Genomic DNA, 21,390 nt, shown 5'->3' on the forward strand with positions numbered 1-21,390 from the left:
TGTTGAGCATCTCAGGGAGCCAGAGGCGGCATTTATTTCTCCGACCGGTGACCGGCGGCAACGAGATTTCGATCGTGCTGCGCCATCACGGCAATGAGCAAGGCCGCGGATGGGCAAGAGGTAGACAAAATCTGGAGGGATACTGGCTCGGAAAAGTGAAGCCGGGCCATATTAATACGATGTCGGTGTCGACACCTTCGGCCCGTTTCGCTGCACACCTAGCGGCAAACGCCGGGTTCGGTCACACGGCGAGCGTCGCGGGCTGTTGCCCGTTCACTTTCGATCCAGCACCTTCCGGACTTTCTCTGCCAATTCGTCGATCGTGTAGGGCTTGGTCAAAAGTTCGGTTCCGAAATCGAGCGTGCCGTTGTGGACAATCGCATTTCGTGTGTAGCCGGTGGTGTAGAGCACTTTTAACGACGGGTGCATTGTCTTGACCTGATCCACCAGCTCCCGGCCCGACATCTCCGGCATCACCACGTCGGTGAACAGAAGCGACGGCACTTGCCCGCTTTCGACGGCCACCAGCGCGTCGCGTGGGCCTTGCATTTCCAGCACGGAGTAGCCCAGTTCCCGCAGCGCTTCCGCGGCCATCAGCCGGACGCGATCTTCATCCTCGACAACCATGATGATCTCGTCTGCACAGCCGGGGTGCTCGCCTGCCACGACGTCGATTTGGCTGTCGAGCACGCCGTGGTGCGAGCGCGGCAGATATATTTTCAAGGTGGTTCCGATGCCTTGCTCGGAATAGATCTTCACACTGCCGCCGGACTGGCGAACAAACCCATAGACTTGGCTGAGTCCCAGCCCGGTGCCTTTGCCGACCCCCTTGGTGGTGAAGAACGGATCGAAGGCTCTTGCGACAACATCAGCAGTCATGCCCGTTCCTGTATCGGTGACCGCTATCATCACATACTGGCCGGAGGGGATCGCGTTCTCCCTGGCATAGCGCTCGTCGACGTGGGCGTTTGATGTCTCGATCGTCAGCTTGCCGCCAGCAGGCATGGCATCCCTTGCGTTGACGCAAAGGTTGAGCAGCGCGCTTTCCAATTGCCCTGCGTCGGCCTCGACATGCCATAGCCCCGCGGCGAGCACGGTCTCGATCTGGATGGTCTCGCCAAGCGTCCGGTTCAGCAATTCGCTCATACCGGAGACGAGGCGATTTGGATTCAGCCGCTTCGGCGCCAGTGGTTGCTGGCGGGAAAAGGCGAGCAGTCGCCTGGTAAGTTCTGCGGCACGTTGTGCTCCATCGATCGCGCCGGTTACGAATTGGTGGACGTTGGTATCGCCGTTTCTGAGCTTGCGCTGCACAAGGTTCAGGCCGCCGATGATGACGGCCAGCATATTGTTGAAGTCGTGCGCGATGCCACCGGTGAGCTGTCCGACAGCTTCCATCTTCTGGGCTTGGCGCAGGTGCTCTTCTGCTCTGGCGCGTTCCGCAACTTCATCTTTGACACGTTGTTCGAGCGTGCCGTTGAGTGCCTGCAGCGCCTTGAACAGCCGGGAGTTGTCGATGGCCGTCGCGGCATGGCCGGCAAGCCCCAGCAAGGCCGCTTCTTGCTGTTCGGCGAACACGCCGGTCTCTGAATGACCAAGGAAGAGGCCGCCCAGGACCTCGCCCGAACGCGAGACGACCGGCACGGCGAGATAGGAACGCACCGGCAGATGGCCCTCCGGCATTCCCTTGCGGGGCCAGTTCTTTCCGTAACGCGGATCGGTGAGGATATCGTCGGAACGCACCACGCTTGTGCCGCGGAAAGTGGGCTCGAACACCGCGGTGTTGCGCGGCATGGGAAAGTTTTCGAAAGCAGAACGAGGTGCCCCCGAAAGGGCGTAGAGCACATAGCTGTCGCCCTTGTCGTCGATCACATTGTAGAAGAAAGCTCCAAATTGTGCGCCCGACAGCACGACGCCGGCATCGGTTACCGTCTGGACAATTCGCTCCACGTCAAGCTCGGCCGCCACGGCTGCCGCAGTAGCGTTCATCAACTGAAGCTGATGCTCCACCCGCTTTCGCGCGGTGACATCAACCACGGTGCCGATGAAGCGGATCGCACGGCCGGACTGGAAAAGTGCTTCCCCGGTTGCGGCAATCCAGCGCTCCTTGCCATCCCGAAGGCCGATCGTCCGGTATTCGATGTCGTAGCGGGAGGGGGTGCCCGGCGCGAGCGACTGGCGTACGGCCTCGTCGGCCCGTGCGCGATCTTCCGGGTGGAGGCCCGCCAGGAAGGCGCTTTCATATGTCACCTCCGCGTCCGGCGGCAAACCAAAAAGGGCTTTGCACCGGTCGTCCCAACGCAGCACTCCGCTGATGGGATCGTAATCCCAGGTGCCAATAGCGGCCGCGTCGGTGGCAAGCCTCAGCCGCTCCTCGCTCGCCCGTGCCGCCTGTTCCGAGCGAACGCGCTCGATGTGAGCCCAGGACCGCTCCGTCACCTCGGTCAGCAAGGACAATTCGCGTTGCGACCAGACGCGGCGCTGCTTGTCGTGGATGGCCATCAGGGCAGTCAGTCGGCCTTGTTTGACCAAAGGCATACAGATGGTTGCCGTTATCCCGATATCCTGAAAGGTCTTCGCTTCCTCGGGAGCGATTTCCTCAAGGTTGTTGTTGATGATAAGCGGCTTGTTGGCGCTGAGGTTGGTGACAGCCAGGCGACCGAAATCGGCAAGACTGTAATATCCCCTGATGCTGGGCGAGCCAGGTGCGCTCCAATCGCCGCGGATGGTGAAATGGTCTTGGTCCTGCTCCATGTCGGCATAGGCGCAAATCGAGACGCCAAGATGTTCGCCGAGGAGCCGAGTGGTGATCTGCATGACAGCATCGGCGTCGGCCGCGAGGGCTATCTCCCTGCCGAGGCGGTCGAGAAAAGCAAGGCGTTCGGCGTTCTCACGCAGGGCCAGTTCGGCGCGAAGGCGTTCTATCGCCGTACGCGTCCGGTCCGCGACTGCCGAAATGAGGGCTACTTCCTCCGTCGCCCAGCGTCTGGGCGCGGAGTGGTTCAGGTATAACAGCGCCACCAGCCCGCCATGCTCGGTAACGGGCATGTTGATGACGGATTGGGCGCTGATGGCTTTGAGTGCCTCCGCATGGCTGCTGGTTCGCGGATCTGTCTCGGCGTTTTCAAAGACAACGGTTTCGCCTCGCTTCAAATCCTCGATATACGAGCCGTAGTTCCTGAAATTCAGCGTCCCAGCCAGGCTTTTGATGCCTGGCGCGTTCCAGTCCCTGTCAATGGTGATCGTTTCTTTCTCTAGATCGATCGTGCCGTATCCGGCTCGGCTGATGCCAAAATGGTTCCCCAGCAGTTCCGCGGCTGCGTAGGCCAGTTCTGCGGGATCCGTAATCTCGCGAATACGGTCGCCCAGCGCTGCCAAAAGCTCGAAGCGCTGCAGTTCAGATCGCGGATTGCTTGAAGTGGCCCCCATTTCGCCCCCGTTTTGCCCGGACTTAAATGCAGTCTGCGGCCAAGAGTTCCCCGCAGGACGGCAGTTTGTTTGGCGGGCCGGTCAGCCGAACACGCCGCACCGCGGTCATAGGTTAATGACAGCTTGGCGCGCTGTGGCGGATAAAGGGGAAACCAGCGGGCACTTGACGAGCTCCCGCTGGCTGGGTGCCCGAACCGCACTTCACTCGTTTGGAGACGTTTTGATGCTTGACCGACCCATTCTTACGAATACGGACGCTCTCTATCCAGACGACCTGAAAACGCTTCGGTCGGTTTTCGACGCGCTGTGTGAGGAATTTGAGATTTCGTCGGACACTACCGCGGCAGAATCCATCGCGAGAGAGCTGGTCAGACTTTTCCAGACCGGGATGACGGAAGCGGCCATGCTGATGATTGCCGTGCGCGCACGTTGGCAGGGTGATTGGAAACTGGGAGGCAGCAGCGCTGCCCAGGCTTAACGGTCCCAACTCCATGGGCCTACTTTCCAAGACGCTTGAGCCGGTTGTACAGCGTGTCTTGTCTGGCGGAACAAGCTTTCGCCCCGAGAGTTGGGTTCGGCAGATGGTTTCCAACAGGCACGGCATGGCGTTCGACAGAGATGGACCGAAACTCGCGACCGGGTTGCTCGCGGCCTCATTGGCGGCGCTGGCGGCATACAACGCCATCCGCGCCAAACGTGCGATTGCCGGCCGGGCATGCGGACGTGTGATGGAGATCGATGGTCTGCGCCTGCATTTTATCGAAGCCGGAACCGGCATGCCGCTGCTTCTCCTGCATGGCAATGGATCCATGGCGGAGGATTTCAAGTCGAGCGGCATCTTCGATGAGGCGGCAAAGACCTATCGGGTGCTTGCATTTGATCGTCCCGGTTTTGGGCGAAGCTCACGGCCGCGCGGCCGGCGTTGGTCCGCTCGCGACCAAGCCGACCTTATACATGCCGCCGCCTGCGGGCTGGGTATAGAGAAATACCTCGTGCTTGGACATTCCTGGGGAGCTTGGATCGCCCTCGAATTGGCGCGCAGGCATTCTCCATCGGTCGCCGGCATCGTGCTGGTCTCGGGTTACTACTATCCGCCACCGCGGCTGGATCTTGCACTGGCCGCACTCCCTGCACTGCCTGTGATCGGCACCGCGTTTCGTCACACCTTGCTGCCGCCGCTTGTAAGGCTTGCTTGGCATTGGGCAATGGAGAAGATCTTTAAACCCGCCGTCGTCGCCGGCGAGTTCGCCGCACTTGCCAAAGATGTCGCCAGCCGCCCTTCCCAACTGCGGGCGGTTTCTCTGGAGACAGCATCGATGCTGGCCGCGTCCCTGTTGGGAAAAGCCAACTATAGGGACATTGCCGTGCCCACCGGCATCATGGCGGGATCCGGGGATCGTTTGTTCGACGCGCAACGCGATGCACGACGCTTGCACGCGGAAGTCGGTGGGTCTCTCCTCGAGGTGGTTCCGGGCGCCGGCCATATGGTTCATCAGAGCGCCCCGCAAGCAGTGGTCGGCATGGTGCACACTATTGCAGGGCGGCACGCCTTGTTCCAAGCGGGCCGTCGGCAGCGACCCAAGTCGCGTGCCGACGAGTTCAAGGTAGATCCGGCCTCGCGGGAGCCACCGGCGATAAGCGACGCCGCTTGCACGGAATGATCTCCAACGGGGCTTTCAAATGAGCGACCAACGTCCAGCCGACATGCAGTCGGTGCTCCACCAGAACATACAGGCGCTGGTCGAGCACAGGCGGCAGCAAGAAGAGCACCAAGGCGTTCAAGCGTGGGTCGCCGGCGCTGTTTCGCGCTTCGCGGGAAGCATGACTTTCGTCTATCTGCACCTTGCAATTCTTGTCGTCTGGGTCCTCGCAAACCTTGGCGAGATACCAGCCGTCCCAGCCTGGGACCCGACTTTCGTGATCCTGGCCATGGTCGCCTCGGTTGAGGCAATCTTCCTGTCTACCTTTGTGCTGATCAATCAGAACAGAATGGCCGCCCACAGCGAGCGCCGAGCCGAACTGGATTTGCAGATCAGCCTTCTAAACGAACATGAAACCACGCGGCTGATCGAGATGGTGGCTGCCTTGACGGCGCGTCTGAATATCTCGACCCCGGCCGACAAAGAGCTGCCGGAACTCGCCGAGAATGTCGATCCCCAAAAGGTGATGACGCAGATCCAGCAAGCTTCTGGAGATCAGGAGAACGCTTGATCAAAGCGACCTCGTCGGCAACGGTTCAGCGTCGGCTACAGCCTGTAATCAGCCTCGTTGTCCAAGGCTGTGGACGCAGCTAAGCCGGCGTCGGCGTTCTCCACGGCGGCTTCCCGACGTCACAAGTCCGCCGCGCAACCGAGGCAGCGTAGAGCTTCGATAACCAACAGGCTGCTGCGCGTCAGATGGAACCAAGTTGACGCCGAAATCGTATTAGCGGGCGGCTTGGGGAGATTCCGGATGAGCGAAGGTGCTGTTCTGATCGTCGAAGATGAGACAATGATCCTGCTCGACCTCGAGTCAGCTTTGGAGGAGGCCGGCTTCCAGGTGGTCGGCACTCGGAGTGCCGCCGAGGCGCTGGCGGCTTTCGACCCCGATCCGACCAAGTTCAAGGCCGTGCTCACGGACATCCGTCTGGGAGCAGGACAGTCGGGGTGGGAGGTCGCTCGGCACTTGCGAAGGTCCAACTCGACCATCCCGGTTGTCTATATCAGTGGCGACAGCGCGGTACACTGGGGAGCGGAAGGCGTGCCCAACAGCATAATGATCACCAAGCCCTTTTTTCTGCCGCAGATCATAACTGCCGTTTCTCAACTTTTAAACGCGCAGCAAGGTGCAGAAACTCACCTTTAGGAATCGGACCGCGGCTCCGCGAACACCACCGAACATTCTTCTTCGGCCAATCGGCGCCGTCCGGCGTAAAGCGTTCGCGTCTGCTTGGGTCAAATGTCGGCGGCCTCAACCAGATGTCGACCTCAGCTCCTTTCCCCTCGCCACCGGCTCGCATCCACTCGGGAGCCCTCCCGAAAGCAGGGGCGCTCATTGGTTGAGCTTTCGGTCGAGTTCGTCAAGCAATGACCGATGCTCGCTGGGCATGTCCGCGTCTGTCGGCAGATCCAGCAACTGGCGAAGCTGGCGACGATTGGCGTCCGATGAAATCCACTCCCGTATGAGGCGGGCTATGACCTTTTGTTGTGCCTTGCCGATTTCTTCCATGTTAGATTCCGGGCTTGTCCGTTGGACGAACTCGGCGGCTCTTTGATGGTTCCCTGTCCTGTACACAAATCGAGGCACAATCTATGGGTTAATGCATGTCGCTCAAAAGTGGCCTGGTTTTGAGACACGACATGCCAGTGGATGTTTGCAGTCCCAGTCCGCTCGCCTAACGCTGCGCGTAGAGTGCAAATTTATACGTTCGATTTTACCCGAAGCGAGAGGCTCAGCCGCAAAATCTTGGCGCCGTTTTCATCACGCACTTCGATAAACAATTGCTGCCCGTCGACGCTCTTCAGTGACTCTCTCGTGAGGTCGACAAGGCCCTCGAATCCCGCGCGGCGGACCTCTTCGAGGCCAGCGCATTCGACACCTATTTCGTCCTCGAAGATGAGATCGCCATCGCCGCTGTCGAAGAAAAATCGTGCCATCGGAGAGCTTCCGTCACTGCTAATCTGCGGGGTTCCTTTGGTGCAGGTAGGTCGTGTCGAAATCTCCTGCGTGAGTGAGGCCAGCCCAGTCCAGTGCGTGAACTTTTGATCCCGAGGTGGCAATGAGGCCTCTGCGTCGTAGTTCCTGGAGCATCCGGTTGACGTGGACCGTGGACAAACCCAGCGCATCGCCAAGGGCCGCCTGTGTAATGGGGATATCCGCCACGTGATCCTCAATGCGCCCCATGGAGCGCAAGCGAAAAATCAGTTCGCACAGGATGTGAGCCATGCGGGTGTATGCCTCGCGTCTTCCCACATTGATGACCCACTCCCTATAAATCGCGGCATCTATCAACGTCGACCGCCAAAAAGCGGTGGCGATGCGAGGGTGCTGGTCGCAAACGGCACGCAGGGTGTCATGCCGCATGAAACCTATTCGCGCCGGCGTAAGGGTCGAGAAGTTACAATCCATGACCGACAGATGCAGCCCATGCAGATCAGGAATGTCGCCGGCGACGAAGAATGATGTGATTTGTCGCTTTCCTTCGCCCGTATGTTTGGTGGAACCGACCAAGCCATCAAGAACGACAAACGAGTAAACAGGACGGTCGCCCTCACGCACCAGATCGTGGTTGGCCAAATATTCCTTCTCCTGGATCGGAATGCCTTTCAGAACGCCGATGTCGGCCTCTCGAAGATCCGAGATGGTCTGAAGCTTGCGAATGAGTACATCCGAGGATGAGGTGGGGAACAAATTGACTACCTGGCTGATGTTGGTGATCGAACTATTATCCGCGCCAAAAGTTCCGATTGGCATGGGGACATATGCGCGGCGGCAGAAGGTGCCGCCGTGCGGCATGGTCCCGTGCCTGGAGCGTTTTGCCAGCGTCGAGGGTGGTTGAAGATCCCGGAATGATCGAAGCACCAGTTTTTTAGGACAGCCATAGGTGAGCCAGGCAGCAATGCATTAACCTATGACATAGGCTCGGCTAGAAATTGTCCCGCTGGGCAGCCAGCCCCAGGAGTTCGCCGATCACGGCGCAGCTTTGACCCTGTCGCTCCGCCCATTTCAAGGGCTGCACCCGCAGCCAGTCCTGGAACTCTTTGATGCGCCACCAGGAACGGGGTGGCTCCGCTGACGTTGTCTCAGTGGCAAGGTGAGATTTCAGTGAACAGGCATATTTCGCGGACGGATGTCGAACAAATCGATCACACGGATGACAGCGGGTCTGCGATAGGGCACGGCGGACCGCCATCCTCAGCAATCGCGGTAGCGCTGGCCCGTGGCCTGGAGACCAGTCGGGACAAGCACATCATCCATATAGCTCCCTCGGAACGCAGTGCCGAGGAGATCGCCGGCGCCTTGCGTCAGTTCCTGCCTGACGCGGATATCATCTTGCTGCCGTCCTGGGATTGCCTGCCCTACGACAGGGTGTGGCCCACACGCGCCAATATGGGGCGAAGGCTTCGTGCGTTGCGTGAGATCGCAACGAAGCCGGATCGCCCGCGCATCGCTGTGATGTCGCTCGAAGCCATTCTGCAGCGGGTGCCGCCTGCTCCGGTCATCGCTAGCGGTTTCACAATTCTGGAGGTGGGACAAAAGCTCGACCGTGACGATTTCAGAACCAGGTCCGAAGCCATTGGCTATGTTGTCGACGAGAGGGTCGACGAACCGGGTGAGATAGCCTTTCGGGGCGATCTCATCGATATTTTCCCTGCTGGCGCGGATGGCCCCGTTCGCGTCATCGTTGGTCCCGATGCCTGCATCCGCCAGCTCAAGACCTACGACCCGCTCAGTCAGCTCAGCGATCAGGTTCGAGACTCGGTTACGGTCGGACCGGCATCCGAGCTGATCTTTAAAGCTGGTGAGCATCCTGAGCTGACAGCGATGCGCGCGACGTCGATGGAAGAGCGCCTGGTCGCATCGTATGGCGCTATGCCGTCCGTCTTCGATGCGGCTTCCAGCGCCTCGATCTCCTTCCTTGAAGGGACCGACGGGCAGCCGCTCGGCAGAGTTCTGGATCTGGTCGAGGATGCACGTCGTGCCAGGCAGGAGGCAGCCGGAACGAAAAAACCTTTGCCGGGACGATTTTACCTATCCCGTGAAGAGTGGGACGCTGCTCTGCTTAACCGCTGCTGCGTGAGACTTGCCGTTTCTGCCGTGGGAGTTCCCAAATTCTTCCGCCAGGCCCGACCCGGGCATGATTTCGCGGAATTCGTCACAAGGCAGACGAGCGCCGGAGTCAGAGTAGTGTTCACCGGCGATGCCTCTGAATTGCAGCGAGCAGATCGCCTGCTCGATAGGAGACTAGGCCGGCGGGCAGAGGAAGCGGCCGACTTGCCGCAAATCGTTTCGGCCGCAAGGGGCTCTCTTCTCAAGGCTGAATTCGTCCTCGACGAAGGGTTTGTCGACGCGCAATCCAATATCGCCGTGGTGGCCGCATCCGACCTGTTTGGTCCCGCGTTGAAGGCGAACGGGAGCGCGACCACGGGCATACTCGAACCCGAGTTGCGCGTTGGCGATGTCGTCGTCCATGAAGACCATGGCCTGGGCGTGCTCGCCGCGGTCGAACAGGTCGAGTTGGCTGGCCAGCAACAGGATGTCGTCAGACTGGAATATCATGGCGGGGCTTCCTTGCTGGTTCCGGTCGACGACTTTGGACGAATATGGCGCTACGGCTCGGAACCGGAGGCAGTGTCCCTTGATCGCCTCAACGGCGAGGGCTGGCCGAAGCGACGCGAAGCTGCGTTGCGCGAGATCGACAGGCTGGCCAAACGCCTCTTGAGTCTTGCCAAAATCAGGTCCAGCCAGCCTGCCAAGATCATGAAGCCCTCCCGCACGGACTTGGCCCGTTTTGCGGCGAGATTTCCCTATACGGAGACGCCCGACCAAGCGGCCGCCATCCGCGCTGTGCTCGATGATCTTTCGTCGGGAAGAACAATGAACCGGCTCGTCTGCGGCGATGTCGGCTTCGGCAAGACAGAGGTCGCCCTGCGTGCTTGCGCCGCCGCCGCTCTCTGCGGGAAACAGGTTGCTATCATAGCACCGACAACAGTGTTGGCACGACAGCACTATGAGACGTTCAGCCGCCGCTTCGCAGGAACCGGCCTGCAGGTCGCCCACCTTTCTAGGATGGTCGGGGCTGCGGAGGCGAGAGCGGCAAAAGAGGGTCTGCGGAGCGGCCAGGTTACGGTCGTTGTGGGTACTCAGGCCCTGGCGTCCAAGAGCGTCACCTTCGCCAATCTTGGACTGCTGGTGATCGACGAGGAGCACCGGTTCGGGGTCAAGTTGAAGCGGGCCCTGCGGACCATGACGCCTCGCCTCCATACGCTGAGCATGAGCGCCACACCGATACCCCGGACGCTGCAATCGGCGTTGTCGGGCATCCAGGACGTCAGCGTTCTAAACTCTCCGCCCGCCAAAAGACGTCCCGTTCGCACGATCTTGGCAGCGTTCGATCCAGCATCGGTGCGCGCGGCCCTTCTGCGTGAATTCCACCGGGGTGGACAGAGCTTTTTCGTGGTCCCGCGGATCGAGGATATTGCCCCGGCCTGTGACCAACTGAACAGACTGGTGCCGGAACTCGGGGTCAAGACGGCGCATGGTGAAATGAAGGGGAGACAGCTGGACGAAGTCATGGTCGGATTCGCCGACGGTGATGGCGACATTTTGTTGAGCACCGACATCATCGAGAGCGGCCTCGATGTGCCGCGGGCCAACACCATCATCGTTTGGCGCCCCGACCGGTTCGGTCTGGCGCAGTTGCACCAGCTGCGGGGCCGGGTCGGAAGGGGGGCGGTGCAGGCCGTAGCGTTTCTTCTGACCCAACCTGGCGTTGAACTGGCCGAAGGCACCAAGGCCCGGCTTTCGACGATGCTTGCGCTCGATCGGCTCGGCTCCGGCCTGGCAATCAGTCAAAGAGACCTCGACCTGCGTGGCGCCGGAGATCTTTTCGGCGAAGACCAGGCCGGGCATATGAAGCTGATCGGAGTGGGCTTGTACGAGCACTTGCTGGAGCGCGCGGTCTCGGCGGCTGGCGGAGGGGCCGACTTCGGCAAGCAACTTGCCGAGATCAATGGCTCGGGAAAGGGGGCTTTTCCCGAGAGCTATGTCGACGAGCCTACGGTGCGCGTTGGCCTCTATGCGCGGCTCTCCCGAATCCGTTCGGAGCCGGACCTCGATACATTCAGCGAAGAGCTCGAGGACCGCTTTGGAGACATGCCTGGCGAAGTAGCCCTTTTGCTGGAATTTACCAGGTTGCGAATAGCAGCGTCGGAATTGGGCGTCGGCAAAGTCGATGTGGGTCCCGAGGCCATCGCGATCACCCCTCGGAACAAGCCGTCGGCGTCCCAATGGCGGAACAGCAAGGCGTTGGGCCTGGACTGCCGGAACGGCCGCCTGATTTTCAGGCCGATCCAGCCCAGCGTCTCAGGCATCGATGCAGTTCGCTTAGCGCTTGATGCCCTACGTGCAGCCCAGCCAAAGCACGAGATCTGACGAGCCTTTTGTCTCCTGGGGCCATCGGTGCGAATGGCGCCGCGGGCGGCCGTGCGTTCGCGGGGAGCGTTCAAGGCATGGTTCCGGCTTGATGGGGTGTCATGGCAGCCATGTTTTCATTCAGATGGGCCATGATCCAGATAGAGCCCAGAACCACCAGCGCGACGATCAGCACGCCGAAGGCCAGGGCCAGGATGTTGTTGGTGTTGTCCGGCCCGGTGGTCAGGTGCAGAAAGAAGACAAGATGAACGCCCATCTGCGCAACAGCGAGCACCACCAGGGCCGAGATGACCGCGGGCTGGTAAATCAGATCGGTTCGCGCCGCCAGGAATGACGCGATCGTGAGCAGAATGGCCAGCCCGAAGCCGAGCACATAGCCCGAGAGGCCCCCAGCGGTTTCGTGCTCGCTTATGTGTTCCTCGCCCGGCGCTGAATCGCGGCGGTCCTGCAACTCGCCGGTCTTGCTCTCGATCTCGGTCATGACGATGCTCCCAGCAGATAGACCAGGGTGAAGATGGCAACCCAGATGATGTCGAGGGCGTGCCAGAAGAGCCCGAAGCAGTGGAGCCGCCGCAAAATGTCGGGCCGAAAGCCCTTGACCCACAGCTGCGCCATCATCGTTCCCAGCCAGAGCAGGCCGAGACCGACATGGGCACCGTGGCAGCCAACGAGCGCAAAGAAGGCAGAAAGAAATGCGCTGCGCGAGGGGCCTGCCTGCTCGCCGATCATTGCCGCGAACTCCTGTAGTTCCAGGAACAGGAACGCTGCCCCGAGCAACCCCGTGACGAGAAGCCAGAACTGCGTGGCAGCCATTGATCTGCGACGGGTGGCGAGTGTTGCCACGCCGCCGGTGAAGCTCGAAGTGAGCAGAAGGCCCGTCTGGACCGCAACCCGTGTCGGTTCGAACAGATCCTTGCCTGTCGGTCCGCCGGCGGTTGCCTTGGCGAGCACGGCGTAGGCGGCGAAAAATGCCGAGAACATGATGATGTCGGACAGGAGAAAGATCCAGAAGCCGTAGGTCACCGTGACGAACTTTGAGGCCGGGCCGCCTTCTCCGTGGCCCGTCGCAGAGCGCACCGCATGCCGACCGGTGTGATTAAGCCGATACGGGTCCCGTGCCTGGGTGCCGGCGCTGATGTCGCCGGAGAATGCGTGACCGCTCATGCCGGGCGCTCCCACCCGCGCAACCGGGCAAACTGGGCTGCCTTGTGGTCATGGTCGATGCGGGCGACCTCGTCGACAGGGATCTCGTAGTCTCCATGATCGCGCCAGGCGAATACGACGAAGGTTGCGTAGGCGCCGATGAAGCCGACGATCGCCAGCCACCATATATGCCAGATCAGCGCGAAGCCGATCAGTGTGCTGAAGAAGGCGGTGACGAAGCCAGTCGGGCTGTTGCGAGGCATCTCGATCGGCTCATATGCCTTTTCCTCGTCCGAGCTCTGTTCGATCCCTCGTTGCTTGATGCTCCAGTAGGGCTCTTCGTCTTCCACGTGAGGCAGTCGTGCATAATTGAAGACAGGAGGAGGGGAAGATGTCGACCACTCCAGCGAACGCCCGTCCCACGGGTCGCCGGTTTCGTCGCGAAACTTGTCGCGATGCCGGATCGAAACGAAAAGCTGTGTGATCTGCAGCGCCGCGCCGGCGATCATCACCACCACGCCGAAAGCGGCCACCACCAGCCACGGTGCCCAAAGGTCCATATCGATATGTTGCAGGCGCCGCGTCATGCCGAGCAGACCGACGATATAGAGCGGTACGAAGACCAGCATGTAGCCGGCCAAGGTGACCCAAAATGCCGCTTTTCCCCAGCCTTCGTGCAAACGGAAGCCGAACGCCTTGGGGAACCAGTAGGTGAAGCCGGCGAATGCTCCAAACAACACGCCCGAGATGATGACGTTATGGAAATGCGCGACGAGGAAAAGGGAATTGTGTAGCACGAAGTCGGCCGGCGGGACGGCAAGCAGCACACCAGTCATGCCGCCGACGGTGAAGGTGGTCACGAAAGCCAGTGCCCAAAGCATCGGCGTGTCGAAACGAACGCGCCCGCCATACATGGTGAAGAGCCAGTTGTAGATTTTCACACCGGTTCCCACGGCAATGACCGACGTGGCGATGCCGAAGGCGGCATTAACGTCCGCTCCGGCACCCATGGTGAAGAAGTGATGCAGCCAGACCATGAACGAGACGATGCAGATGAACATCGTGGCCGCGACCATCGAACGGTATCCGAACAGCGGCTTCGATGAAAAAGTCGAGAAAATCTCGGAAAAGATTCCGAAGGCGGGAAGCACCAGGATGTATACTTCGGGATGGCCCCACGCCCAGATCAGGTTGACGAACATCATCTGATTTCCACCGGCTTCGTTGGTGAAGAAGTGGAAGCCGAGGTACCGGTCCAGCGTCAGCATTGCGAGCGTGGCGGTAAGGATCGGGAAGGCTGCGACAATGAGCAGGTTGGACGCGAGCGAGGTCCAGCAGAACATCGGCATTCGCAGATAGCCCATTCCCGGCGCCCGCATCTTGAGGATAGTCGTCACCAGGTTGACACCGGTGAGCAGCGTGCCGACGCCGGAGATCTGGATCGCCCACAGATAATAATCGACACCGACGCCCGGCGAGTAGGTGGTTTCCGACAAAGGGGCATAGGGCAGCCAGCCGGTGCGCGCGAACTCGCCGACCACAAGCGAGATGTTGACCAGCAGGGCTCCGGAAGCCGTCAGCCAGAAGCTGACGGAATTGAGCGTCGGGAAAGCGACATCGCGTACCCCAAGCTGCAGCGGCACGACGAAATTCATCAGGCCGATCATGAACGGCATCGCGGCGAAGAAGATCATGATCGTGCCGTGCGCGGAAAAGATCTGGTCGTAATGCTCCGGCGGGAGGTAGCCCGGCCCGTGAATCGCCAGCACCTGTTGTGTGCGCATCATGATAGCATCGATAAAACCACGAAGAAGCATGAGCATCGCCAGCACAATGTACATCACGCCGATGCGCTTGTGGTCGACCGAGCTTATCCACTCGCTCCACAGATATGGCCAGTAGCCCTTCACCGTTATCCAGCCAAGCACGGCGGCTGCTGCCAGAAAGACGCTAAGGGCTGCGCCGAGGGGGATGGGTTGATCGAAAGGAACGGCCGACCAGTCGAGCTTGCCCAGCATCGTCATTCTGCGCCTTGTGGATGATGGGTCATCGTTGCCGCCGCCGCGGGTAATGCCCTTGGGCTCACCTGTGGCTCGCCGCTGGCTGCGCTCTCAGCAGGCCCCGGACCCGGTGGGAGCGTCTGCTGAACGACCGCTTCGAACAGCCCAGGCTGGACATGACCGAAGGAAGCCGGCGCCACATTTGTGCTTTGCCGGGCGAGTTCGCGATAGGCGTTGGCGTTGAGCACGCCGCCCCCGCCACGCAGCGATGACGCCCAGCGGGTGAAGGCATCGGCTGAAACCGCGCTCACACTGAAATTCATATCCGAGAAGCCGTCGCCGCTGAAGTGCGCCGACTGGCCGAAAAAGCTGCCCTCGCGGTCGGCCTGCAGATGCAATTCGGTCTGCATGCCGTTCATGACGTAGACCATGCTGCCAAGCTGGGGCACGAAGAACGTGTTCATCACGCTGGCCGAGGTCAACTTGAAACGCACTGGAACACCGGCGGGGATAACCAGTTGATTGACAGCGCCCACGCCCTGCTCGGGATAGAGGAACAGCCATTTCCAGTCGAGCGCCACCACCTGAATGTCGAGCGGCGGCTGGCTAGAAGGGATCGGTTTGCGCGGATCGAGCTGATACGATCCGTAGTAGATCAGACCGCCAATGAACAGGATGGTGAGCGTCGGGATCGACCAGACGATCAACTCCACGCGTCCCGAATAGGTGAACTCCGGGTTATAGCGGGCGTTGCTGTTCGAGGCGCGGAACTTCCAGGCGAATGCCAGAAGTGCAACAAGCGTGGGAACAACGATCACCAGCATCACCGCCAGCGAGTTCAAAAGGATCGTGCGATTACCGACACCAATTGGTCCTTGGGGATCGAGCACTCCCCCCGCGCAACCGGGCAAGAATGCGCCTCCGACGATCCAGAGCAGTTGGCGTGTCAACTTAGGGCTGGATGGCAAGAACACCGGCTCTGCAATCTCTCTTTGCGGGAACGCGGGCTAGAGGCATGCGTTCGTCGGGTTTCCATCTGAGCCTCCCCATGGCGCGGAACCTCGCGGCACTTCGCAGGGTGTCGCCCCCTGAGCGAGTGCCCCAACTGTCGCCGGCCGGGTTTGTTCCGCTGGACCGAGTTACTCTGTCCGATGGTCCCGCGTTCGCCAATCCGACCACAATTTCAGAACGATGGAGGCTCGATTGGCCTAGCTATCGGCGACGCTGGCTCCCGCACGAATTTCAATTTCGGCGGGACGGCGAATACCCTGAATCGCTCAGCCAGATTATCGAGAGCCTGACGCATGCCCACTCCCGCAGCAGCCGCACCGTGTCCACTGATGACCATCTGGGGGCCCAAGGCAGCCAGATGCTTCACGGACCTTTCCGCTGCATCCCAGTCTGGCGTGAAATAGCGCGGCGGACCGTGCATCTCGAGATCCTGAATGGCGACTTCATAGACCGACTCCTGACCGGTGGTGATGAAAGCGTCTCCTACGATGAGCGAGCGGTCTTGCTCGCGCCAGAGCGAGATATGCCCAGGGGCATGTCCGGGTGTGTGCAGCCATTGCCATCCGGGCATTCCGGGGATCGATCCATCGGCGGGCAAGGGTTGCAAACGGCTGCCAAGATCGATTGGCCCGCGTGGAAAAAGCGGTGAAAGCAGCGCCATCAGTCCACCCCCAACCCAGGGATCCGGTGGCGGATAGGATGTGGTTCCGTCCAAATAGGGGTGCTCGAGTGGATGGGCGAAGACAGGCACGTCCCAGCCATTTGCGAGTTCTAGAACCGTTCCCACATGGTCGAAATGGCCATGGGTCAGGATGATTGCAGCCGGCCGTGCGTTGACGCCGAACCGCTTTTCCGCGACCGCTAGAATGCTGCTGCGAGACGTCGGCAACCCGGTATCGATCAGCACCCAGTTCCGATCTCCGCTGCCCGGTGCGCCGAAGAACACGACATTGACGATTGCTAGCCGCAAGTAACCCAGGTCCGGTGCGATGCTCCAAGCGCCGTCGCCACGATCCTCGCGCCTGGCGTGGTCGATCTCGGAAAGTCGAATCTGAACGGTCATGTGATCCCATGCCTCTGTTGTTGCCGAGCAGCCGCTCGAGTGGATGACGGCGGCTGTACATCGCCCCGAACTTGGGACGGGCCTCCTTGTTCCTCATTTGCACGCGGCGCCCGGACAGTTCACCACCGGAACAAAGGCTCTACCAATGGGTTCGGCACTACCCGGCCACGCAAGGACGAGCTGGACTGAGCAACGAACATGGGGCGCGCCCGACTGAATTCGGTATTTCGCCAACGCGGTTCCCGGTCCGGACAAGGCGGCCGAGTTCGAAGCCGATTGCCCAAAGGAGACTTCGAAAAATGAGCGAAGTGGGACGCCAGACGGAGGCCTCGGTTCCGGAAGCTTCGCGCTTCGCCAGTTTTTTCATGGCAGGCTTTGAATGCTCCTCGCACCGGCGCAAGGACGGCGTTCGCCTCGATCTTATTCGTGCGACCTCGCATAATTTGCATGCCCTGGGCGACTACCGCGGCTGCGCCGAACTCGGCCTTCGCACCATCCGCGACGGCCTGCGTTGGCATTTGATCGAAACCGCTCCCGGAACCTATGACTGGTCAAGTTGGGCGCCAATGGTCGAGGCAGCCCGATCGGCAGGTGTTCAGGTAATCTGGGACATCTTTCACTACGGATCTCCGGACCATGTCGATCAGGGCTCGCTGCGTTTCATCGACGCCTATGCCTCGTTCGCGGCAGAAGCCGTCAAGGTACACCGTTCGATCACCGGAACATCGCCTCTGTTGTGTCCCATCAACGAAATCTCCTTTTTCGCATGGGCTGTTGAGGTCGGCTATTTCCCGCGTGTGGGGCCGAACAAACGTGGATGGTTCAAGCGGCACCTCGTGAAGGCCGCCATCGCGGGTGTTCGTGCAATGCGGGAGATCGATCCCGCCTGCAGATTTGTCTGGGCCGAGCCGCTTATCCATATCGCCCCTCGTGACCGGACCCGCAGCGAACGGCGCCGGGCCGAAAACGCCCGACAGGGGCAGTTCGAAGCTTACGACATGTTGCTGGGCCGCGTCGAACCTGAGTTGGGCGGGAGCGAAGATGTTGTCGATGCCGTGGGCTTGAATTTTTACCCGCACAATCAATGGTACGTAAACGGGCCGACGATTCCGATGGGACACCACGAGTACCGCGCCCTGTCGGAAATGTTGCTAGAAGTTGCTCATCGCTACGGTAAGCCGATGTTCATTGCGGAGACCGGTTCCGAGGGATCCGGCGGGCCGGCTTGGCTCCACTATGTCTGCGACGAGGTGCGTTCCGCAATCAGTCTCGGAGCGCCGATCGAGGGTATTTGCCTGTACCCGATAACGGCCTACCCGGGCTGGGACAATTCGCGACATGCCGAGGTCGGTTTGTTTTCCGTCATCCAGGCTGACGGCAGGCGACACCTGCGCAAACCCACAGCAGATGAACTGGCCCGTCAGCAAGGTCTTCTCGTGGCGGACACGACACCTTGAAGAGGCCTAAAAACGAGGGAGGGGCGGGCGAGCGTCTGTTTCGAAACGCCGCCCGCGCCGGTGCGGTGCATCAGCTTTTTGCAGTCGCCCCAGCCTCGCGCAGCCTGGCATATCGCATGGTAACGTCGCTCAGATTTTCCTTGAGCCAGTTGGCCATGGCTTCCTCTTCGTTCAGGTTCTGCTTGAGGGCCCTTTCAGCATCCTGGAAGCCCCCGGCGTCGGCCAGTACCAGCAGCGAATTGTAGGCAGCGATCTCGTAGTTCTCGAATGCGAAATTCGCCAGGCTGTTCTTGATGATCTCGTCGCCGGCCATCGAATGTCCAATGGCGGCCACGCTGCCAACCATCGACAAGGCAGTGTCCTTGAGGGTGGAGTGCTCCTCACCAAGGCCCTCCAGGACGGACTCGAGTCTCGTGATCTGGCCTTCGGTTTCCTGAATGTGCCGGCGCAAGCGATCGGCCACCTCCGGATAGTTCTCTATACGCTCGACCTGAGGCTTCATGATCGACAGCGCTTGATTTTCCATGGCGTGCGCGTTGCGCAAGCCGACGATAAATATCTCACGGCTTTCCGAGTTGAAGTTTGTATCCATCGAGTTTCTCCTTCTGATACCCGCCCGATCTTCCGTCTTGGAAGAAACTATCTTCTCGGCTCGGCCAACAACGGCTCCTCCGTGCGTGCCCAGACCGGGAGGCTTTTTTGGATGCGCGCGAAAGTGGCCAGAGCCTGTCCGACTACCTGGTCCATGTTGTAATAGCGGTAAGTTGCAAGCCGACCGACAAACCACACGTCTGGGCAGCTTGCCGCGAGCGCTTCATAGCGCTTATAGAGCACTTCGTTTTCGGGCCGGGGCACGGGATAGTACGGGTCCCCGATGTCCGTGGGGTATTCGTAGGTCAGGCTGGTCCGCGAACTCTGCTGGCCGGTCAGATGTTTGTACTCGGTAATGCGCGTGTAATCTTCCGTCTGGGGATAATTGACCACGGCAACCGGCTGAAGTTGCTCGCAATCCAGTGTAACGTGCTCGAAACGAAGCGAACGGTACGGAAGGTGCCCGAGCTGCCAGCCGAAATATTCATCGATCGGGCCGGTATAAACCATGCGCCTGAACGGTATCTTCTCACGAATTTCACGGAAGTCGGTCTGCAGCATGATCTTGATGTTTGGATGATCGAGCATGCGTTCGAACATCCGCGTGTACCCGCCGGCCGGCATTTTCTGGAAGCTGTCGCTGAAATAGCGGTCGTCACGGTTGGTCCTGGTCGGCACTCGTGCCGTGACGGATTTGCTCAGCTGACTGGGATCGACGCCCCATTGCTTTCTAGTGTAGCCGCGGAAGAATTTTTCATAGAGCTCGCGCCCCACGGTGCTGACGACGACGTCCTCAGCCGTTCGGACGTCCTCCACCGTTTCGCGTCGCGACGCGAAGAAATCCTCCAGCTGTGCCGAGGTCAGGTCCAGCCCGTAAAGCCGGTTGATGGTGTCGAGATTGATCGGGATGGGAACCAGTTGCCCGTCTACGGCCGCCAACACCCTGTGCTCGTACGGCCGCCATTGCGTGAACTGCGAAAGGTAGTCCACTATGGCTTGGCTGTTGGTGTGGAAGATGTGCGGGCCGTAGCGATGGATGAGGATGCCGGCTTCATTGTAGCAGTCATAGGCGTTGCCTCCGACATGGCTGCGGCGATCGATCAGCAAAACGCTTTCCTGACGCTGCGACGCTATCCTTTCGGCAAGCACGCTGCCGGCGAAACCCGCGCCGACGATCAGCCAATCGAACATGGCTATGCACTCCTGCGAAGGGGCACGACCTTCTTGCGTTGATAGGCGCGCTCAATGTGAGCTGCCATGGCATTCCATGTCCGTTCCCAGGACATGTCCGCAAGATAGGCATCGACTTGCTGCAGGAGCATCTGACGCGGTCGCGAAAGGACGGAGCGCAGCTTGATTTCCAGATCGTCACAGTCGGCGATTTCCACCAGCCCGGCAGCACCGTAACTGCGAACCACGTCGACGATTGCCGTCGAGATCACCGGCAGACCCGCCGCGAGAAATTCCGGCGTCTTGGTCGGGCTGATGAAACGCGTCGCCTCGTTGAGGGCAAACGGCATCCATCCGGCGTCCCAATGGCGCAAATAGTCGGGCAGATCGCAGTAGGCTTTCGGGCCAAGCCAATGCAGGTTTTCGGCTTGCGGCAGGCTTGCAGGGTCGATCTTGACAACCGGACCGAGCATGACGAAATGCACGTCCGGCATTGTCTTTGCCGCTAGCGCCACGAGATCGACGTCCAGCCGCTCGTCGATGACGCCGAAATATCCAACCCTCGGGGAAGGAATGCCCGCCTGGTCGGCTGGGTCCCTTCCTGGCTGTCTTGCGGTGTGAAAGTGCCTCACATCGATGCTGCTCGGAAATGGAAAGATGGCGGGATGGAGGTGACGCTTGGTCTCGAACAAGCTTAGACCACCGGTGAAAACGAGATCCGCGCGGCGAAGAAGCGCCTTTTCCATCTGGCCCAGCTCGGGGGGCGCATTCCTGAACGCAGAGAGTTCGTCCATGCAGTCATAGACGCATATGTCTGGGTCGAGGAATTCCGTAAAGCGAAGAGCCATTGGGGTGTAGTACCAGGCGATCAGCCGGCTATGCGGCATAGAAGCGATGGTCTGCTGCACAAATGTCCGCTGGACGGCATCTGCTTTCGCGGCCGACGTGCCAAGCGGCAGCACTGGTGTGACAATCAGAATGTTTTCCGATGCCACGCTCGTCCGCATCAGCGGCTGCGGCAATTCTTCGAAAACGGGTTCTTCAAAATAGACCACTCGCTGCTGAGCGGATGCAAGGGTGAGGAGATGCTGCGGACGCTGGTGAACAAAATTCCATCGTAAGTGGGAGAAGCAAACCAGTATATTTTCGCGACGAACATATTGACTGCCGGTTACCCCGCCAAAGGCCGCTTCCATTGACATACTCCCTCTGTGACACTATTTATGTTACGATTAACATTTGTTAATCGCGAATGGAGAGAACTACTTAGTTCCAGCTCCTAACTTTCGATCAGGTGAGTTGTTCCAACTGAAATGAAGAAGGCCCGGTCGCCCGCTTGGTCCACGCACGAAGCGGGATCTGGGTGCGGAGGCGAGGGCGGCTGTCGGAACCCGGC

At 60.1% G+C, this 21,390-nt stretch carries 18 protein-coding genes; 6 read left to right on the plus strand and 12 right to left on the minus strand.

Features of this window, described 5'->3' with window-relative positions; translation table 11 throughout:
* Nucleotides 1-273: 273 nt before the first annotated feature.
* Nucleotides 274-3,426, minus strand: coding sequence for a GAF domain-containing hybrid sensor histidine kinase/response regulator (locus NLY43_RS27790; protein WP_023696348.1), 3,153 nt, complete (start codon nt 3,424-3,426; stop codon nt 274-276).
* 223 nt (nt 3,427-3,649) lie between these two features.
* Here NLY43_RS27790 and NLY43_RS27795 point away from each other — a divergent pair, with 223 nt between their 5' ends.
* From NLY43_RS27795 to NLY43_RS27810, 4 genes are all read left to right on the plus strand, one after another.
* The gene (locus NLY43_RS27795; RefSeq protein ID WP_023696347.1) at nt 3,650-3,904 is read left to right on the plus strand and encodes a hypothetical protein; all 255 of its coding nucleotides are present in this window, start codon (nt 3,650-3,652) and stop codon (nt 3,902-3,904) included.
* A 13-nt stretch (nt 3,905-3,917) separates the two neighbouring features.
* Nucleotides 3,918-5,087 carry an alpha/beta fold hydrolase gene (locus NLY43_RS27800; RefSeq protein WP_245261362.1) on the plus strand — a complete coding sequence of 390 codons (1,170 nt, stop codon included), beginning with the start codon at nt 3,918-3,920 and terminating at the stop codon, nt 5,085-5,087.
* 19 nt (nt 5,088-5,106) lie between these two features.
* Nucleotides 5,107-5,637 carry a DUF1003 domain-containing protein gene (locus tag NLY43_RS27805; protein WP_023687817.1) on the plus strand — a complete coding sequence of 177 codons (531 nt, stop codon included), beginning with the start codon at nt 5,107-5,109 and terminating at the stop codon, nt 5,635-5,637.
* A gap of 240 nt (nt 5,638-5,877) precedes the next feature.
* Nucleotides 5,878-6,270 carry a response regulator gene (locus NLY43_RS27810; RefSeq protein WP_023687818.1) on the plus strand — a complete coding sequence of 131 codons (393 nt, stop codon included), beginning with the start codon at nt 5,878-5,880 and terminating at the stop codon, nt 6,268-6,270.
* 186 nt (nt 6,271-6,456) lie between these two features.
* On the opposite strand, the gene NLY43_RS27815 is transcribed toward NLY43_RS27810, so the two are convergent.
* From NLY43_RS27815 to NLY43_RS27825, 3 genes are all read right to left on the minus strand, one after another.
* Nucleotides 6,457-6,633, minus strand: a complete 177-nt coding sequence (locus NLY43_RS27815) for a hypothetical protein (RefSeq protein WP_023687819.1) — start codon at nt 6,631-6,633, stop codon at nt 6,457-6,459.
* A 191-nt stretch (nt 6,634-6,824) separates the two neighbouring features.
* Nucleotides 6,825-7,061, minus strand: coding sequence for a DUF6894 family protein (locus NLY43_RS27820; RefSeq protein WP_023668023.1), 237 nt, complete (start codon nt 7,059-7,061; stop codon nt 6,825-6,827).
* A 19-nt stretch (nt 7,062-7,080) separates the two neighbouring features.
* A complete protein-coding gene (locus tag NLY43_RS27825; protein ID WP_023712208.1) occupies nt 7,081-7,920 on the minus strand; it encodes a Crp/Fnr family transcriptional regulator in 840 nt (279 codons plus the stop codon).
* Between the two features lie 309 nt (nt 7,921-8,229).
* Here NLY43_RS27825 and NLY43_RS27830 point away from each other — a divergent pair, with 309 nt between their 5' ends.
* Complete coding sequence (locus tag NLY43_RS27830; RefSeq protein ID WP_023712207.1) at nt 8,230-11,559, plus strand: DEAD/DEAH box helicase; 3,330 nt, start codon at nt 8,230-8,232, stop codon at nt 11,557-11,559.
* A gap of 70 nt (nt 11,560-11,629) precedes the next feature.
* Here the strand turns inward: NLY43_RS27830 and cyoD are convergent, their stop codons facing one another.
* The 5 genes from cyoD to NLY43_RS27855 form a co-directional block, all read right to left on the minus strand.
* Nucleotides 11,630-12,040, minus strand: coding sequence for a cytochrome o ubiquinol oxidase subunit IV (gene cyoD, locus NLY43_RS27835; RefSeq protein WP_023712206.1), 411 nt, complete (start codon nt 12,038-12,040; stop codon nt 11,630-11,632).
* Nucleotides 12,037-12,723, minus strand: a complete 687-nt coding sequence (locus tag NLY43_RS27840) for a cytochrome (ubi)quinol oxidase subunit III (protein WP_023712205.1) — start codon at nt 12,721-12,723, stop codon at nt 12,037-12,039. Before NLY43_RS27840 ends, cyoD begins: the two co-directional genes overlap by 4 nt.
* A complete protein-coding gene (gene cyoB, locus NLY43_RS27845; RefSeq protein ID WP_032996790.1) occupies nt 12,720-14,720 on the minus strand; it encodes a cytochrome o ubiquinol oxidase subunit I in 2,001 nt (666 codons plus the stop codon). Before cyoB ends, NLY43_RS27840 begins: the two co-directional genes overlap by 4 nt.
* 2 nt (nt 14,721-14,722) lie before the next feature.
* Nucleotides 14,723-15,688, minus strand: a complete 966-nt coding sequence (cyoA, locus tag NLY43_RS27850) for a ubiquinol oxidase subunit II (RefSeq protein ID WP_081726068.1) — start codon at nt 15,686-15,688, stop codon at nt 14,723-14,725.
* Nucleotides 15,689-15,885: 197 nt separating this feature from the next.
* Nucleotides 15,886-16,776, minus strand: a complete 891-nt coding sequence (locus NLY43_RS27855) for an MBL fold metallo-hydrolase (protein WP_023668030.1) — start codon at nt 16,774-16,776, stop codon at nt 15,886-15,888.
* A gap of 299 nt (nt 16,777-17,075) precedes the next feature.
* On the opposite strand from NLY43_RS27855, the gene NLY43_RS27860 reads away from it, so the two are divergent.
* Entirely contained in the window at nt 17,076-18,233 is a 1,158-nt protein-coding gene (locus NLY43_RS27860; RefSeq protein ID WP_023712202.1) for a glycoside hydrolase family 26 protein, read from the plus strand.
* Between the two features lie 70 nt (nt 18,234-18,303).
* On the opposite strand, the gene NLY43_RS27865 is transcribed toward NLY43_RS27860, so the two are convergent.
* The 3 genes from NLY43_RS27865 to NLY43_RS27875 are packed head-to-tail and all read right to left on the minus strand — an operon-like array spanning nt 18,304 to nt 21,190.
* Nucleotides 18,304-18,825 carry a ferritin-like domain-containing protein gene (locus tag NLY43_RS27865; RefSeq protein WP_023687824.1) on the minus strand — a complete coding sequence of 174 codons (522 nt, stop codon included), beginning with the start codon at nt 18,823-18,825 and terminating at the stop codon, nt 18,304-18,306.
* Between the two features lie 47 nt (nt 18,826-18,872).
* Nucleotides 18,873-20,015: a UDP-galactopyranose mutase gene (gene glf, locus NLY43_RS27870; RefSeq protein ID WP_023712201.1), complete on the minus strand. Its 1,143-nt coding sequence runs from the start codon at nt 20,013-20,015 to the stop codon at nt 18,873-18,875.
* A 2-nt stretch (nt 20,016-20,017) separates the two neighbouring features.
* The gene (locus NLY43_RS27875) at nt 20,018-21,190 is read right to left on the minus strand and encodes a glycosyltransferase family protein (RefSeq protein ID WP_031199521.1); all 1,173 of its coding nucleotides are present in this window, start codon (nt 21,188-21,190) and stop codon (nt 20,018-20,020) included.
* Between the last annotated feature and the right edge of the window lie 200 nt (nt 21,191-21,390).

Source organism: Mesorhizobium sp. C416B (genome assembly GCF_030323165.1).
Classification (GTDB): domain Bacteria; phylum Pseudomonadota; class Alphaproteobacteria; order Rhizobiales; family Rhizobiaceae; genus Mesorhizobium.

What these genes read in the sequence shown, in the direction of transcription:
- NLY43_RS27790 (WP_023696348.1), bottom strand. Translation starts at nt 3,426, where the DNA reads ATGGGGGCCACTTCAAGCAATCCGCGATCTGAACTGCAGCGCTTCGAG.
- NLY43_RS27795 (WP_023696347.1), top strand. Translation starts at nt 3,650, where the DNA reads ATGCTTGACCGACCCATTCTTACGAATACGGACGCTCTCTATCCAGAC.
- NLY43_RS27800 (WP_245261362.1), top strand. Translation starts at nt 3,918, where the DNA reads ATGGGCCTACTTTCCAAGACGCTTGAGCCGGTTGTACAGCGTGTCTTG.
- NLY43_RS27805 (WP_023687817.1), top strand. Translation starts at nt 5,107, where the DNA reads ATGAGCGACCAACGTCCAGCCGACATGCAGTCGGTGCTCCACCAGAAC.
- NLY43_RS27810 (WP_023687818.1), top strand. Translation starts at nt 5,878, where the DNA reads ATGAGCGAAGGTGCTGTTCTGATCGTCGAAGATGAGACAATGATCCTG.
- NLY43_RS27815 (WP_023687819.1), bottom strand. Translation starts at nt 6,633, where the DNA reads ATGGAAGAAATCGGCAAGGCACAACAAAAGGTCATAGCCCGCCTCATA.
- NLY43_RS27820 (WP_023668023.1), bottom strand. Translation starts at nt 7,061, where the DNA reads ATGGCACGATTTTTCTTCGACAGCGGCGATGGCGATCTCATCTTCGAG.
- NLY43_RS27825 (WP_023712208.1), bottom strand. Translation starts at nt 7,920, where the DNA reads ATGCCGCACGGCGGCACCTTCTGCCGCCGCGCATATGTCCCCATGCCA.
- cyoD (WP_023712206.1), bottom strand. Translation starts at nt 12,040, where the DNA reads ATGACCGAGATCGAGAGCAAGACCGGCGAGTTGCAGGACCGCCGCGAT.
- NLY43_RS27840 (WP_023712205.1), bottom strand. Translation starts at nt 12,723, where the DNA reads ATGAGCGGTCACGCATTCTCCGGCGACATCAGCGCCGGCACCCAGGCA.
- cyoB (WP_032996790.1), bottom strand. Translation starts at nt 14,720, where the DNA reads ATGCTGGGCAAGCTCGACTGGTCGGCCGTTCCTTTCGATCAACCCATC.
- NLY43_RS27855 (WP_023668030.1), bottom strand. Translation starts at nt 16,776, where the DNA reads ATGACCGTTCAGATTCGACTTTCCGAGATCGACCACGCCAGGCGCGAG.
- NLY43_RS27860 (WP_023712202.1), top strand. Translation starts at nt 17,076, where the DNA reads ATGAGCGAAGTGGGACGCCAGACGGAGGCCTCGGTTCCGGAAGCTTCG.
- NLY43_RS27865 (WP_023687824.1), bottom strand. Translation starts at nt 18,825, where the DNA reads ATGGATACAAACTTCAACTCGGAAAGCCGTGAGATATTTATCGTCGGC.
- glf (WP_023712201.1), bottom strand. Translation starts at nt 20,015, where the DNA reads ATGTTCGATTGGCTGATCGTCGGCGCGGGTTTCGCCGGCAGCGTGCTT.
- NLY43_RS27875 (WP_031199521.1), bottom strand. Translation starts at nt 21,190, where the DNA reads ATGGAAGCGGCCTTTGGCGGGGTAACCGGCAGTCAATATGTTCGTCGC.